Consider the following 14,041-nt stretch of genomic DNA (forward strand, 5'->3'; position numbering starts at 1 on the left):
GCTGGCTCCTAGTGTTCGATGATCCTGTCAATAGTATCATCTGATCGGAGCGTTAAAATTTCAACACCATTTTCAGTCACTAACAGTGTATGTTCCCACTGTGCAGACAATGAACGGTCTTTTGTTACGACAGTCCAGTTGTCTTTAAGTAGTTTACATTGGCGTTTACCAGCATTAACCATAGGCTCGATTGTTAAGCACATACCTGCTTTTAATACTTCGCCAGTACCTGGTTTACCGTAGTGCATTACTTGAGGTTCTTCGTGGAACTCAGCACCAATGCCGTGACCACAATATTCACGAACGATAGAATAGCTAAAGCCTTCTGCGTATTTTTGAATTGCAGCACCAATATCACCTAAGCGTACGCCTGGTTTTACCATTTTAATTGCAAGGTATAGGCTTTCTTGGGTGATATCAGCAAGACGCTTGCCTTGAATGTTAGGTGTACCAACGTGGAACATCTTAGATGTATCACCGTGATACCCATCTTTGATCACAGTCACGTCGATATTGACGCTATCGCCTTCTTTAAGTGGTTTGTCATTTGGAATACCGTGACAAATTACATGGTTCACTGAGGTGCAAATTGATTTTGGGAAACCGTGATAATTCAGCGGTGCTGGAATAGCATCTTGAACATTAACAATATAATCATGACAAATTGTATTTAGTTCATCTGTGGTTACACCTGGCACCACATGCGGTTCTATCATTTCTAGTACCTCGGCGGCTAAGCGCCCGGCAACACGCATTTTTTCGATTTCTTCAGGGGTCTTGATCACAGCACTCATTGAGGCTCCAAAGTTGTTTTTCAGGTCAGTTTTTAGTGCACAAATTTTGCACTAGACGTTGAGTTTTCAATTTTAATATGGTATAAAGCGCGCCGTCTTTTTACAAATAAATTCTTAACTGATTTTTTGTATTTAAGGCAAACACAATTTTATTTTAACACACACACGTATCGTCACATACACTTGGGTGCACTTAAGTTACAAATTAACTACGGTGTTGGTGCTATGGGATATGTGGAGGCCTAACCCTAAATTATAGAGGATTATACAAATGGCAAACGTTTCAATGCGCGATATGCTTCAAGCTGGTGTTCACTTTGGTCACCAGGCACGTTACTGGAACCCTAAGATGAAGCCTTTCATCTTCGGCGCTCGTAACCGTGTTCATATCATCAACCTAGAGCAAACTGTACCAATGTTCAACGAAGCACTTAAGTTCTTATCGAACGCAGCTTCTAACAAAGGTAAAGTACTTTTCGTTGGTACTAAGCGCGCAGCAAGCGAAGCAGTTAAAGAAGCCGCTCTTCAAAGCGAGCAGTTCTACGTAAACCACCGTTGGTTAGGTGGTATGTTGACTAACTGGAAAACAGTTCGTCAATCAATCAAGCGTCTTAAAGACCTTGAAGCGCAAAGCCAAGACGGTACTTTCGAGAAATTAACTAAGAAAGAAGCGTTAATGCTTACTCGTGAAATGGAAAAGCTTGAAAAGAGCCTTGGTGGTATCAAAGACATGGGCGGTCTTCCTGACGCGCTTTTCGTTATCGATGCAGACCACGAGCACATCGCTATCCGTGAAGCTAACAACCTAGGTATCCCAGTTGTTGCTATCGTTGATACTAACTCTAACCCAGACGGTGTTGATTACATCGTACCTGGTAACGACGATGCGATCCGTGCTATCCAACTTTACACTGGCGCTGTATCAGCTGCGATCACTGAAGGTCGTGAGAACAACATCGTTGCTCAAGCTGAGAAAGACGACTTCGTAGAAGCTGAGTAATTAGCTGTCATCAAGTCTTCATCTAATTAAGATGAAGACTTGTTATTCTTGTTAAGCGGCCTATACCGCTTCCCTATAACAGAATTCAATTGAGGATATTCTAATGGCTGTAACTGCTGCCCTAGTTAAAGAATTACGCGAGCGTACTGGCGCTGGCATGATGGATTGTAAAAAAGCGTTAACTGAAACTAACGGTGACATCGAGTTAGCGATCGAAAACATGCGTAAGAGTGGTGCTGCAAAGGCTGCTAAAAAAGCAGGTAACATCGCTGCTGAAGGTACAATCTTAATCAAAGAAGGTAACGGTTTCGCTGCACTTCTAGAAGTTAACTGTCAAACTGACTTCGTTGCTAAAGACGCTAACTTCCTTGGTTTCGCTAACCAAGTTCTTGACGCTGCTGCAGAATCTAAAGCAGACATCGAAGCACTTAAAGCACAATTCGAAGAAACTCGTGTTGCGCTAGTTGCTAAAATCGGTGAAAATATCAATGTTCGTCGCGTTGAGTACATCGACGGTGACAAGCTTTCTTCTTACCGCCACGGCGACCGTATCGGTGTTGTTGTAGTTGGTGAAGCTGACGAAGAAACACTTAAGCAAGTTGCTATGCACGTAGCTGCGTCTAAGCCTGAGTTCGTAAACCCAGAAGACGTACCAGCTGACGTTGTTGAAAAAGAAAAAGCAGTTCAAATCGATATCGCGATGAACGAAGGCAAGCCTGCTGAAATCGCTGAGAAAATGGTTATCGGTCGTATGAAGAAATTCACTGGTGAGATCTCTCTTACTGGTCAAGCTTTCATCATGGAACCTAAAAAATCAGTTGGCGAAATTCTTAAAGAGAAAGGCGCAACTGTTACTAACTTCATCCGTTTAGAAGTTGGTGAAGGTATCGAGCGTAAAGAAGAAGACTTCGCTGCTGAAGTAGCTGCTCAAATCGCTGCTGCAAAAGGCGAGTAATTTTCTAACTTAGTGACGTAGGGCAATAAGATGAAATTAATCTGCTATTAGCTTTTGCGTCACTGATGAAAATTCTTTAAAATAACCGCGTTTTATGTGTAACCATAGCGCGGTTATTTTTTATCTCATTACTAAGGCTGGCCCAAATATTATGACTATCAATCGTAAACCTATTTTTAGACGTGTTCTTCTTAAACTTAGCGGTGAAGCATTAATGGGAGACGAAGGCTTCGGCATCGACCCAAAAGTACTTGACCGTATGGCTCAAGAAATTAAAGAACTTGTAGAGCTCGACGTAGAAGTAGGTTTAGTTATCGGTGGCGGTAACTTCTTGCGTGGTGGTTCATTAGCAGAAGCGGGTATGAACCGCGTAGTTGGCGACCACATGGGTATGCTTGCCACTGTAATGAATGGTTTGGCAATGCGCGATGCACTGCACCGTGCATTTGTAAATTGTCGTTTAATGTCTGCTATCCCACTGAACGGTGTGTGTGATGCTTACAACTGGGCAGAAGCTATCAGCCTATTAAAATCTGGCCGCGTTGTAATTTTCTCAGCGGGTACAGGTAACCCATTCTTCACGACTGACTCAGCAGCGTGTTTACGTGGTATTGAAATTGAAGCAGATACTGTAATCAAAGCGACTAAAGTAGATGGTGTTTACTCTGATGATCCAGTGAAAAACCCAGACGCTACACTATATCGCCACTTAAGCTACAATGAAATCATTGAAAAAGAGCTTAAGGTTATGGATTTAGCTGCATTTACGCTGGCGCGTGACCACAACATGCCATTAAGCGTATTTAACATGAATAAATCAGGCGCGCTTAAGCGTGTTATTATGGGCGAAGATGAAGGAACGCTTATCTCTTCACAAGCCTCAGACGAAACTAGCAAATAGATTAGGATTGAACCGTGATTAACGATATCAAAAAAGATGCGTCAGAACGTATGCAAAAAAGTGTTGCGGCACTAGGCAGTCAATTATCTAAAATTCGCACAGGCCGTGCGCACCCAGCATTACTTGACGGTATTCAAGTGTCTTACTACGGTGCTGACACGCCATTAAACCAAGTTGCTAACGTAACAATTGAAGACTCTCGTACACTTGCAATTAGCGTGTTCGATAAGTCATTAGCGCAAGCAGTAGAAAAAGCGATCATGGCTTCAGATTTAGGTTTAAACCCAATGTCTGCAGGTACTGTTATTCGTGTTCCACTTCCTCCACTTACAGAAGAGCGTCGTAAAGACCTTATCAAAATCGTACGTGGCGAAGTTGAAGGTGGCCGTGTTGCTGTACGTAACATCCGTCGTGATGCAAATGGCGATATTAAGAGCTTATTGAAAGAAAAAGACATTTCTGAAGATGAAGCACGTCAAGCAGAAGACGAGATCCAAAAGCTTACTGATAAGTTCATCAAAGAGATGGACGCACAACTAGCTGCAAAAGAAGCTGAGTTAATGGAAATCTAATCGCTGCTGTTTATCTTTCAGACACTGATTCTGTAAGTAAACAGGCGTAACTAAATTTATTAGTTTTGAAACGCCGTCTAGGGTATACTAGACGGCGTTTTTTTATGGAATACTCGATATTTATGGTTCTTAACGCTGATAAAATTTCCCAGCAAAGTTTGCCTAAGCATGTCGCTATAATCATGGATGGCAACGGACGTTGGGCACAAGCGAAAAATCGCCCACGTGTTTATGGGCACAAAAAGGGCGTTGATGCGGTTCGTCAATCAGTGCAATTTTGTACTCGCTTAGGTATACAGTCGTTAACACTATTCGCATTTAGTAGCGAAAATTGGCGACGTCCAGAAGACGAAGTAAATACGCTCATGGAGCTATTTTTATTTGTACTGGGCAAAGAAGTTAAAAAACTTCATAAAAATAATGTAAAGCTAAACATAATTGGTGATTTATCACGCTTTTCAGAAGGTTTGCGCAATAAAGTTGATGCAGCCCATGAATTAACTCGTAATAATACGGGTCTACAGTTAAACGTGGCAGCTAATTATGGTGGACGTTGGGATATTACTAACGCCGCAACAACGCTTGCGAAAAAAGTCGCAGCCGGTGAAATGGCCGCAGAAGATATTACTGAAGAGCTAATGGCTGAACAAATGAGTATGGCCGACCAAGGTGAGCTTGATTTAATGATCCGCACCGGTGGAGATTTACGCATCAGTAACTTCCTTTTATGGCAAGCGGCTTATGCTGAGCTTTACTTTACCGATACGCTTTGGCCAGACTTCAATGAAGCTGCATTTGCTGACGCTATCGCATGTTACGTTGCCAGAGAGCGACGATTTGGTTGTACAGGCGAACAAATAAAACAATTACTCGCCGAGACCTAATTACTAGTTGAAGGTACACACATTGCTAAAACAACGAATTTTAACCTCGCTCGTGTTGGCACCACTTGCACTTATTTTGGTTTTTTATACCCCATTAACACTATTTAGTTATATCGCCGCTGGTATTGTTTTGCTCGGTGCGTGGGAATGGTCTGCATTTATGGGCCTATGCGATAAAGTTAAACGTTTTGGATTTGTTGCAGCAACGGCTGCATTTTTGGCATTACTTAACTGGCATTGGCCCATTGAATCACTTTGGCAAAATGGTCAATTAGTGGGTGATGCAAACTACCTATTTACCTTGTCATTTGCATGGTGGATTGTGGCAACTTATTTAGTTTGGCGCTACCCAGCTATGGCAAAGGCTTGGAATGAAGGCATTGTAATGCGTGCCATTGCAGGCTTTTTAACGCTAGTGCCACTTTGGCTTGCTCTAAATACACTACGTAGCGCAGGGTATGGTGAATCTACTCACTTTGGTTCAATGTTAATTTTAGTTGTACTTGGTATTGTATGGAGCGCTGATATTGGTGCTTACTTTACTGGTAAAAACTTAGGTAAACGTAAACTAATGCCAAAGGTAAGTCCTAATAAAACGATTGAAGGTTTATTAGGTGGTGTAGTAGCTTCGGTTGTTTTTGTTTTAGCATTTTGTCACTTCACTAATGTTGATATGAGTGTTTGGCCAATCTATGCCGTGATGACTGCATTTATCGCGTTATTCTCAGCCGTAGGCGATTTACTCGAAAGTATGTTTAAACGAGAAGTTGGCTTGAAAGACAGCGGTTCATGTTTACCTGGTCACGGCGGTATTTTAGACCGTATCGATAGCTTAACCGCAGCTGCGCCAATCTTTGTACTTTGCTACGCATGGACACTGAGTTTATGAGCAAAGTTGAGCAACTTGTCGTACTGGGCGCAACTGGTTCAATCGGTTTAAGCACCTTAGACGTTGTTTCTAGAAACCCGGAGCGTTTCGCGGTTTTTGCTCTAGCGGCGGGGAAAAATGCCGAGCAAATGGCTGAGTTGTGTATCGCACATCAGCCTAAGTTTGCTGTTATGGCTGATCAACAAGCCGCTAGTGCGCTATCAAATTTACTTGCAAATAGCTCGTGTAACACACAGGTGCTAGCAGGTGTTGATGCGATGTGTGAGCTTGCTGCACATACAGATGTTGATGCAGTGATGTCGGCGATAGTAGGTGCAGCAGGTCTGTTACCGACTTTAAGTGCAGTTGAAGCTGGCAAAAAAGTGTTGCTCGCTAATAAAGAGTCGCTCGTTATGTCAGGTCAGTTGTTTATTGATAAAGTAAAACAACATGGCGCCACTTTACTGCCTATCGACAGCGAACATAATGCGATTTTCCAATGTATGCCAGCATCATTACAGAATGCATCAGGCCTACTTGCTGATAATGGTGTAAGCAAAATCTTGCTTACAGGGTCTGGCGGTCCTTTCTTAAAGCGTGATTTAGCGACATTATCATCAGTGACTGTTGCAGAAGCGGTGGCACACCCTAATTGGTCGATGGGACAAAAGATTTCTGTTGATTCAGCCACTATGATGAATAAAGGCCTAGAGTTTATAGAAGCCAAGTGGTTGTTTAACTGCTGTGCCAGTGATATTGAAGTGGTGATCCACCCACAAAGTATTATTCACTCTATGGTGCAATATCAAGATGGCTCAGTGCTTGCGCAAATGGGCAATCCAGATATGCGCACACCAATAGCGCATGCTTTAGCTTTTCCTGAGCGTGTCGATGCGGGTGTAAAACCGCTCGATTTTTCACAAATGGCAGATTTTACTTTCACTAAACCAGATTATGCCCGTTACCCTAATTTAAAACTTGCCATTGATGCTTGTGAAATGGGGCAAGGTGCAACCACCACAGTAAATGCGGCGAATGAAATTGCCGTTGCTGCCTTTTTAAATGGTCAAATCGGCTTTACAGATATTTATCGAATTAACGCTGAAACGCTCAACGCAACACAAAACATCAACGTGCAAACTCTCGATGAGATTTTAGCTTGCGACCAAGCTGCACGTGTAAAAGCGACTGAGTTTGTAAAAAGAGGCATCAACTAGCATGTTTGATTTTTTCTGGAATCTTGGCTCATTTATTCTCGCCTTAGGTATTTTAGTGACTGTGCATGAATATGGTCATTTCTGGGTTGCGCGAAAAGCGGGCGTGAAAGTGCTACGTTTTTCAATTGGCTTTGGTAAGCCGTTGATCAAGTGGTACGACAAACAGCAAACCGAATATGTGGTTGCTGCAATCCCACTAGGTGGTTATGTCAAAATGCTTGATGAGCGTGTTGACGAAGTGCCGCCAGAGCAGCGTCATTTATCATTTAATGCTAAATCAGTAAAAGCACGTATTGCGATTGTGGCTGCAGGCCCGATGGCAAACTTTTTATTCGCTATTTTTGCACTTGCTGTGATGTATATGGTGGGTGTGCAGTCATTAAAACCTGTGGTGGGTGAGGTGACTCAAGGCAGCCGTGCCGCTGCTGCTAAGATTGAGCCAAACCAGCAAATTATTAAAATTGGTGAAGACGACATTAACACTTGGCAAGATGCCACATTCTCGCTTATGAGTCGCTTAGGTGAGCAAAGTGTTGTGGTAACGCTTCGTGATCAAAATTATCAAAAACATGTGCGTACTCTTAATTTAGATGGTTGGAAACTAGATCAACAAGACGTACCACCATTAACCTCGATAGGTATTGTACCGTTTCGCCCTAAAGCACTTTTAGAAGTGGCCATGATCAGTAAAGGCTCGGCGGCAGAAGCTGCAGGTTTACAGGTTAACGACAAAATACTTGCTGTAAATGGTGAAAATATCAGCAGTTGGAGCAAGTTAGTTTCATTAATTAAGCAATCACCTAACAAATCCTTACAATTTAGTGTACAAAGGCAAGATAGTGTAAAAGAACTGACGGTAACGCCACAAAGCAGAACCAATGATGCAGGCGTTGCTCAAGGATTTTTAGGCGTGTCTCCGGTGGTCGAGCCATGGCCAGAAAACTATATTGAAACTAGACATTATGGCCCCGTCGATAGTATTGTGCTGGGCATACAAGAAACATGGCGTTTAATTACCCTTAGTTTTGACATGATTGGTAATTTAATTACTGGTCAGGTGTCGGTTAAAAATTTAAGTGGTCCGGTGGGCATTGCAGTTGGCGCGGGAACTAGCGTAAGCTATGGCTTGGTTGCCTTTTTAAGCTTTTTAGCATTAATTAGTGTAAACCTTGGTGTATTTAACTTATTGCCGCTGCCAGTGCTAGATGGTGGGCACTTAATGTATTACATAATTGAACTTTTTCGCAAAAAGCCGGTCTCTGAGAAGACGCAAGAATTTGGTTTTAAAGTGGGGGCCTTGCTGCTTCTATTTTTAACATGTTTCGCTTTGTTCAATGATGTATCGCGTTTATAACAAGTAAGCGAAAAATTCCAATTTGAACACGATTGTAAAACACCAAAAAGTTTATTTAAAAAGGTGTTGAGCGGTAATACAGTTGTAAAGGATAAAGATAACAAAATGGCTATAAAAAAACATTTGGCAGTTTCAAGTTTATTAGGCGCTAGCTTTGCAGCCCTAGGCCAAAACTCCTTTATTGTAGAAGATTTAAAAGTTGAAGGTTTACAGCGTGTTGCACTGGGTGCTGCGTTAACGCATATTCCGATCAATGTGGGCGATAATATTGATGAGTACACAATTTCAAGAACCATAAAGGCTCTCTATCGTTCTGGTCACTTTGACAATATTAAAGCATTACGTGATGGCAACAGTGTTATCTTCCGAGTGACTGAGCGCCCAACGATCAGTATGATCGAATTTGATGGCAATAAAGATATCAAAGATGAGCAGCTAAATGAGTCGCTAGACCAGCAGGATATCCGTACTGGTGAGCCGCTTGATAAAACAGTTCTTGATAACATTGAAAAAGGTCTAGTTGAATTCTTCCACAGTATTGGTAAGTACAATGCAAAGGTAGAAGTTAGTATCACTAAGCTACCTCGAAACCGTGTAAAACTATTATTTGAATTTGATGAAGGTGATGCTGCATCAATTCGTCAAATCAACCTCGTTGGTAACGAACTTTTCTCTGATGAAGAGCTACTTAAATTAGCTGAGTCACAGCAAGATTTGCCGTGGTGGAAGTTCATGTCGAGCGACCGTTATCAAAAGCAAACCATTGAAGGCGATTTAGAGAAAATTCGCAGTTACTACCTAGACCGTGGTTACCTGCGCTTTAATATCGATTCGACACAAGTATCTGTAAGCCCTGAGCGTGACTCTGTTTATGTAACAGCAAATATCACCGAAGGGGTTAAATACAAAGTGAAAGGCTTTGACTTTATTGGTGACTTGTTAGGCCGTGAAGAACTCATCAGAAGTGTTATCCCGCTGAAAACAGGTGAGCTTTATAATGGCTCTGTTGTGACCTCTTCAGAAGAGTTCATCAAAAGCTACTTAGCGCGTTTTGGTTATGCTAATGCTGAAGTGCGTACCATCCCAGAAATTGATGATGAAAATAAAGAAGTTCAATTAACGCTATCGGTTAATCCGGGTAAGCGTGTTTATGTTCGTCGTATCATTGTGGGTGGTAACCAAAATACCTCTGATGAAGTAGTGCGCCGTGAAATGACACAGCTTGAAGGTGCGTGGTTGTCCAATCAAAGTCTTGAGCGCTCTAAACTGCAAATTCAGCGTTTACCCTACATGGAAAGCGTTGATTTTAATGTGGTGCCAGTACCAGGTGTAGATGACCAAGTTGATGTAGATTTTACTGTGAAAGAACAATCTGCAGGTAGCTTTAACGCAGGCCTTGCCTATGGTTCTTACTTAGGTCTGCAATTTAACATTGGTGTCAGTGAATCAAACTTCTTAGGGACCGGTAACCAAATTGGTTTCAACATCAATACCTCACGTGGTTCTGAGCGTATTAGTGTGTCTTATACTGACCCTTACTTTACGCCTGATGGTGTATCGCAAGGTAGTAGCATTTTCTACAGTAACTACGATGCAAGTAAGTTTAGCCTAATCGACTATAAATCGAAGAGCTATGGTATTGGTACTAACATTGGTTTCCCAATCGATGCAGTAAACCGTATTAACTTTGGTGTTCGTTGGGTACAAGAAGAACTGTCAGATATTGCTGAGTACGAGCAAACACGTGTTATTCGTGAAACCTTCTTAGATCCAAATAACCCAGATGCAGGTTTTGACTTTACTAAGTACGAGCTAAGTGCAGGTTGGTCACGCGTTACTGTAAACCGTGGTTTATTCCCAACAGCAGGTTCGCGCCAATCTCTTAACTTAACTGCAACAACGCCAAACTCTGATTTACAGTACTTTAAGCTAAATTACGATTCACGTTTTTATTGGCCAATCAGTAATGACCATAGCTGGGTATTCTCAACGCGTGCGGCGCTTGCATATGGTAATGGTTATGGTACAACCAATGGTTATGACCAAACACTACCGTTCCAAGAGTTCTTCAGAATAACTGAAATGGAACTACGTGGTTTTGATCGAAATACGATTTTACCACGTGCTGTATCACGTGTTCCGCAAACTATCCCTGGCACGCCATCACATGATGGTGCACCGACAGGTAGCATTGGTGGTGCATCAGAGTTTGACCAGCTTTACACAGCAGGCCGAATTGGTGGTAACGCCAAAGCGGTCGCAGGGATGGAGCTTATTGTTCCAACACCTTTCTTAGATGAAGAAAACACTAGCTCTGTACGTACCAGCTTCTTCGTAGATGCAGCAAACGTATGGGATACAGAGTTTAATATTGACCGTTATCAAAACCTGTCAACAGATGAGCGTGCTAAATTGGATGATTACTCAGATCCGATGCGCTTTAGGGTTTCAACCGGTCTTTCTCTACAATGGATCTCTCCGATGGGTCCAATGCTGATCAGTTTTGCGTATCCATTGCAAAAAGAAGAAGATGACGATACGAAGACCATCAGCTTTAACATTAGTAATACATTCTAAAGGAGTTTTTTCGTGAATAAATCAATTAAATCAACAGCTTTTGCACTACTTGCTACTTTATCTATGGGCCTATCTACTAACGCATTTGCCCACAAAGTAGGTATTGTTGATATGCAAGAAATCTACAAACAAATCCCACAAATGGCGAAAGTAGAGCAAACTTTAGAAGCTGAATTCTCTGAGCGTCGTCAAGAGCTAGAAAAACTTCAAGGTGATATTCGTTTTGAAGCTGAAAAGTTCAAGCGTGAAGCGACAACTATGAGCGACAAGCAAAAAGAAGAATTACGTACTAAGATTCAAGGTATGCAGCAGCAACTTGCTGAAAAAGGTCGTCCTTTAGAGCAAGAAATCAAAATGCGTCAAAACCAAGAACTAGCTAAAGTTCAAAAGCTAATCTTAGATGCAATCGAAGAAGTAGCGAAAGCTGGCAAATTCGATGAAGTTAAAGTTAAAGAAACAACGATTTATGTTAACCCTAAAACTGTCGATGACTTATCAAGCAAAGTTGTTGAAAAAGTAAGTAAGCAATAGAAATCATATATGCAAAACTACACGCTTTCGCAGATAGCGGATCTTCTGGGCGCTGACCTTCAAGGTGACGGCGCTACAGAGATTAAAAAAATATCTACACTTGCAAATGCCCAACATGGGCATATTGCATTTTTAGCGAACAAGAAATATCGCTCGCAATTAGATGATACTCAAGCAAGTGCGGTGATTTTATCATCAGCAGACGCTGAGTACTTTTCGGGTAATAAGCTCATTGTTGGTAACCCTTATGTTTGTTACGCCAAGCTTGCTCAGCTAATGGACACCACACCGCGCTCAGCAGTGACGGGTATTCACCCTAGTGCAGTCATTCATGATTCAGCTTCGATTGGTAATAATGTCGCGATCGCCGCCAATGTGGTGATTGAAGCGGGTGCTGTTATTGCTGACAATGTGCAGATTGGTCCAAACTGTTTCATTGGTGAGCATGCAAAAATTGGTCAAAGCACTAAGCTTTGGGCAAATGTAAGCATTTACCATCAAGTTGAGATTGGCAGCGACTGTTTATTCCAAGCGAATACAGTCGTGGGCAGCGATGGTTTTGGTTACGCTAATGAGCGTGGGGAATGGGTGAAAATACCGCAACTTGGCCGAGTAATCATCGGTGATAAGGTTGAGGTAGGCGCGTCTACTACGATTGACCGTGGTGCATTAGACGATACGATCATCCATAGTAATGTAATTATCGATAATCAATGTCAAATAGCGCATAATGTCGAGATCGGCTCAGGCACAGCGGTTGCCGGTTGCACGGTTTTTGCCGGAAGCGTCGAGATCGGTAGGAATTGTCAGATTGGTGGTATGGTTGCAATTAATGGTCACCTTAGCGTATGCGATGGTGCTATAATCACCGGCATGAGTATGGTGACGAAAGCAATCACAGAGCCTGGAATCTATTCATCAGGATTACCTCATCAAACTAACAAAGAATGGCGCCGAAGTATTGCCCACATCCGCAATCTTGGCGATATGAAAGACCGCATTAAAGCTCTTGAGTCACTGACTAAGTCACTCAATATTGAAGACAAATAAGGATGCTATTTTGGCAAATGAATTAAATAGTCTTGATATCCAAGATATTTTAAGTTTACTTCCGCATCGTTACCCGATGCTACTTGTTGACCGTGTTCTAGATTACACGCCAGGCGAGTCGTTACATGCGATTAAAAATGTAACAGTGAACGAACCTATTTTTACGGGTCATTTTCCTAATCAACCTATCTTTCCAGGTGTGTTGATTTTAGAAGCAATGGCCCAAGCAACTGGCTTACTTGGCTTTAAGACAGTTGAAAATCGTAGCGATAACGAACTATATTTATTCGCTGCGATTGATAATGCGCGATTTAAACAGCCAGTATTACCTGGCGATACTATGCATTTACATGTAGAGTTTTTAAAAGAGCGCCGCAATATATGGAAGTTTGCAGCAGAAGCAAAAGTTGACGGCAAAGTAGTGTGTACTGCCGAAATCATGTGTGCGAGAAGAGAGTTTTAATAGTGATCCATCCTACGGCGATAATCGAACCAGGTGCAAAACTTGGAAATAACGTATCAGTTGGCCCTTATAGCTACATCGGTAACGATGTAACTATTGGTGATAACTGTATCATCGAATCTCATGTGGTTGTAAAAGGCCCATCGACGATTGGTTCTGGTAACCATATTTTCCAATTTGCTTCGGTCGGTGAAGCTTGCCAAGACAAAAAGTACGCGAATGAGCCTACAACCTTGATCATTGGTGACAACAATGTGATCCGTGAGTGTGCGACCATTCACCGTGGTACGATTCAAGACCAAGGTGTAACAAAAATTGGTAGCAACAACTTATTTATGGCTTACACACACGTTGCGCATGATGCAGTAGTGGGTGATAACGTTATTTTTGCTAATAATGCCTCTGTTGCTGGCCACGTACACGTAGGTGACTGGGTGATCCTTGCTGGTAATTCAGGTGTTCACCAGTTCTGTAAAATTGGTTCACATGCCTTTGTTGGTATGTACTCAGGTGTTAATAAAGATGTGCCACCATTTGTAACGACCATTGGCACGCCGGCAGGCCCTGTAGCAATCAATACTGAAGGCATGAAACGCCGTGGTTTTGAAAGCGATGAAATCATGGCAACACGCCGTGCATATAAAACGCTTTACCGTAAGAGTTTAGGTGTTGAAGAAGCAATCGCTGAGCTAAGTGAAGATGCTGCGAAGTATCCAGCTGTTCAGTTGATGATAGACTTCGTGAAAAGCTCTGAGCGCGGAATTATTCGCTAATCAAAAGCTAATTACTAAAAGCCACCGTAAGGTGGCTTTTTTGTTTTTATAGTTCAGGTTTTGCTAAGTCAGTGCTTGTTATCTTCACGACAAAAAAGGATC

14 protein-coding genes are annotated in these 14,041 nt (G+C 42.2%); 13 read left to right on the plus strand and 1 reads right to left on the minus strand.

The genetic code is table 11. The features are described from left to right. Nucleotides 1–8: 8 nt before the first annotated feature. Complete coding sequence (gene map / locus L1266_RS15855; RefSeq protein ID WP_268842776.1) at nucleotides 9–818, minus strand: type I methionyl aminopeptidase; 810 nt, start codon at nucleotides 816–818, stop codon at nucleotides 9–11. Between the two features lie 247 nt (nucleotides 819–1,065). On the opposite strand from map, the gene rpsB reads away from it, so the two are divergent. The 13 genes from rpsB (at nucleotide 1,066) to lpxA (ending at nucleotide 13,939) form a co-directional block, all read left to right on the plus strand. Then, nucleotides 1,066–1,794 (plus strand): 30S ribosomal protein S2, encoded by a 729-nt coding sequence (gene rpsB / locus L1266_RS15860; protein WP_054553123.1) that lies wholly within the window; start codon nucleotides 1,066–1,068, stop codon nucleotides 1,792–1,794. A gap of 103 nt (nucleotides 1,795–1,897) precedes the next feature. Further along, nucleotides 1,898–2,749 (plus strand): translation elongation factor Ts, encoded by an 852-nt coding sequence (gene tsf, locus L1266_RS15865; RefSeq protein WP_138599316.1) that lies wholly within the window; start codon nucleotides 1,898–1,900, stop codon nucleotides 2,747–2,749. Nucleotides 2,750–2,900: 151 nt separating this feature from the next. After that, nucleotides 2,901–3,650 carry a UMP kinase gene (pyrH, locus tag L1266_RS15870; protein WP_138599317.1) on the plus strand — a complete coding sequence of 250 codons (750 nt, stop codon included), beginning with the start codon at nucleotides 2,901–2,903 and terminating at the stop codon, nucleotides 3,648–3,650. Between the two features lie 14 nt (nucleotides 3,651–3,664). Then, nucleotides 3,665–4,222, plus strand: coding sequence for a ribosome recycling factor (gene frr / locus L1266_RS15875; protein ID WP_138617126.1), 558 nt, complete (start codon nucleotides 3,665–3,667; stop codon nucleotides 4,220–4,222). 104 nt (nucleotides 4,223–4,326) lie between these two features. After that, on the plus strand, nucleotides 4,327–5,106 hold the full coding sequence (locus L1266_RS15880; protein ID WP_054553120.1) for an isoprenyl transferase: 780 nt from the start codon (nucleotides 4,327–4,329) through the stop codon (nucleotides 5,104–5,106). A 22-nt stretch (nucleotides 5,107–5,128) separates the two neighbouring features. Further along, a complete protein-coding gene (locus L1266_RS15885; RefSeq protein ID WP_054553119.1) occupies nucleotides 5,129–5,995 on the plus strand; it encodes a phosphatidate cytidylyltransferase in 867 nt (288 codons plus the stop codon). Next, complete coding sequence (ispC, locus tag L1266_RS15890) at nucleotides 5,992–7,191, plus strand: 1-deoxy-D-xylulose-5-phosphate reductoisomerase (RefSeq protein WP_235377886.1); 1,200 nt, start codon at nucleotides 5,992–5,994, stop codon at nucleotides 7,189–7,191. Before L1266_RS15885 ends, ispC begins: the two co-directional genes overlap by 4 nt. Nucleotide 7,192: 1 nt before the next feature. Continuing rightward, a complete protein-coding gene (rseP, locus tag L1266_RS15895) occupies nucleotides 7,193–8,545 on the plus strand; it encodes a sigma E protease regulator RseP (protein ID WP_235377887.1) in 1,353 nt (450 codons plus the stop codon). A 105-nt stretch (nucleotides 8,546–8,650) separates the two neighbouring features. Then, the gene (bamA, locus tag L1266_RS15900; RefSeq protein WP_054553116.1) at nucleotides 8,651–11,122 is read left to right on the plus strand and encodes an outer membrane protein assembly factor BamA; all 2,472 of its coding nucleotides are present in this window, start codon (nucleotides 8,651–8,653) and stop codon (nucleotides 11,120–11,122) included. Between the two features lie 12 nt (nucleotides 11,123–11,134). Beyond that, nucleotides 11,135–11,653: an OmpH family outer membrane protein gene (locus tag L1266_RS15905; RefSeq protein ID WP_054553115.1), complete on the plus strand. Its 519-nt coding sequence runs from the start codon at nucleotides 11,135–11,137 to the stop codon at nucleotides 11,651–11,653. 9 nt (nucleotides 11,654–11,662) lie between these two features. After that, nucleotides 11,663–12,703, plus strand: coding sequence for a UDP-3-O-(3-hydroxymyristoyl)glucosamine N-acyltransferase (gene lpxD, locus L1266_RS15910; protein ID WP_235377888.1), 1,041 nt, complete (start codon nucleotides 11,663–11,665; stop codon nucleotides 12,701–12,703). A 10-nt stretch (nucleotides 12,704–12,713) separates the two neighbouring features. Further along, nucleotides 12,714–13,166 (plus strand): 3-hydroxyacyl-ACP dehydratase FabZ, encoded by a 453-nt coding sequence (gene fabZ, locus L1266_RS15915; protein WP_054553113.1) that lies wholly within the window; start codon nucleotides 12,714–12,716, stop codon nucleotides 13,164–13,166. Nucleotides 13,167–13,168: 2 nt separating this feature from the next. Beyond that, the gene (gene lpxA, locus L1266_RS15920) at nucleotides 13,169–13,939 is read left to right on the plus strand and encodes an acyl-ACP--UDP-N-acetylglucosamine O-acyltransferase (RefSeq protein ID WP_054553112.1); all 771 of its coding nucleotides are present in this window, start codon (nucleotides 13,169–13,171) and stop codon (nucleotides 13,937–13,939) included. Nucleotides 13,940–14,041 lie beyond the last annotated feature (102 nt).

The sequence above is a fragment of the Pseudoalteromonas sp. Cn5-37 genome, from assembly GCF_021532495.1.
In the GTDB taxonomy this organism is placed as follows: domain Bacteria; phylum Pseudomonadota; class Gammaproteobacteria; order Enterobacterales; family Alteromonadaceae; genus Pseudoalteromonas; species Pseudoalteromonas simplex.

What these genes read in the sequence shown, in the direction of transcription:
- rpsB (WP_054553123.1), top strand. Translation starts at nt 1,066, where the DNA reads ATGGCAAACGTTTCAATGCGCGATATGCTTCAAGCTGGTGTTCACTTT.
- tsf (WP_138599316.1), top strand. Translation starts at nt 1,898, where the DNA reads ATGGCTGTAACTGCTGCCCTAGTTAAAGAATTACGCGAGCGTACTGGC.
- pyrH (WP_138599317.1), top strand. Translation starts at nt 2,901, where the DNA reads ATGACTATCAATCGTAAACCTATTTTTAGACGTGTTCTTCTTAAACTT.
- L1266_RS15880 (WP_054553120.1), top strand. Translation starts at nt 4,327, where the DNA reads ATGGAATACTCGATATTTATGGTTCTTAACGCTGATAAAATTTCCCAG.
- ispC (WP_235377886.1), top strand. Translation starts at nt 5,992, where the DNA reads ATGAGCAAAGTTGAGCAACTTGTCGTACTGGGCGCAACTGGTTCAATC.
- rseP (WP_235377887.1), top strand. Translation starts at nt 7,193, where the DNA reads ATGTTTGATTTTTTCTGGAATCTTGGCTCATTTATTCTCGCCTTAGGT.
- bamA (WP_054553116.1), top strand. Translation starts at nt 8,651, where the DNA reads ATGGCTATAAAAAAACATTTGGCAGTTTCAAGTTTATTAGGCGCTAGC.
- lpxD (WP_235377888.1), top strand. Translation starts at nt 11,663, where the DNA reads ATGCAAAACTACACGCTTTCGCAGATAGCGGATCTTCTGGGCGCTGAC.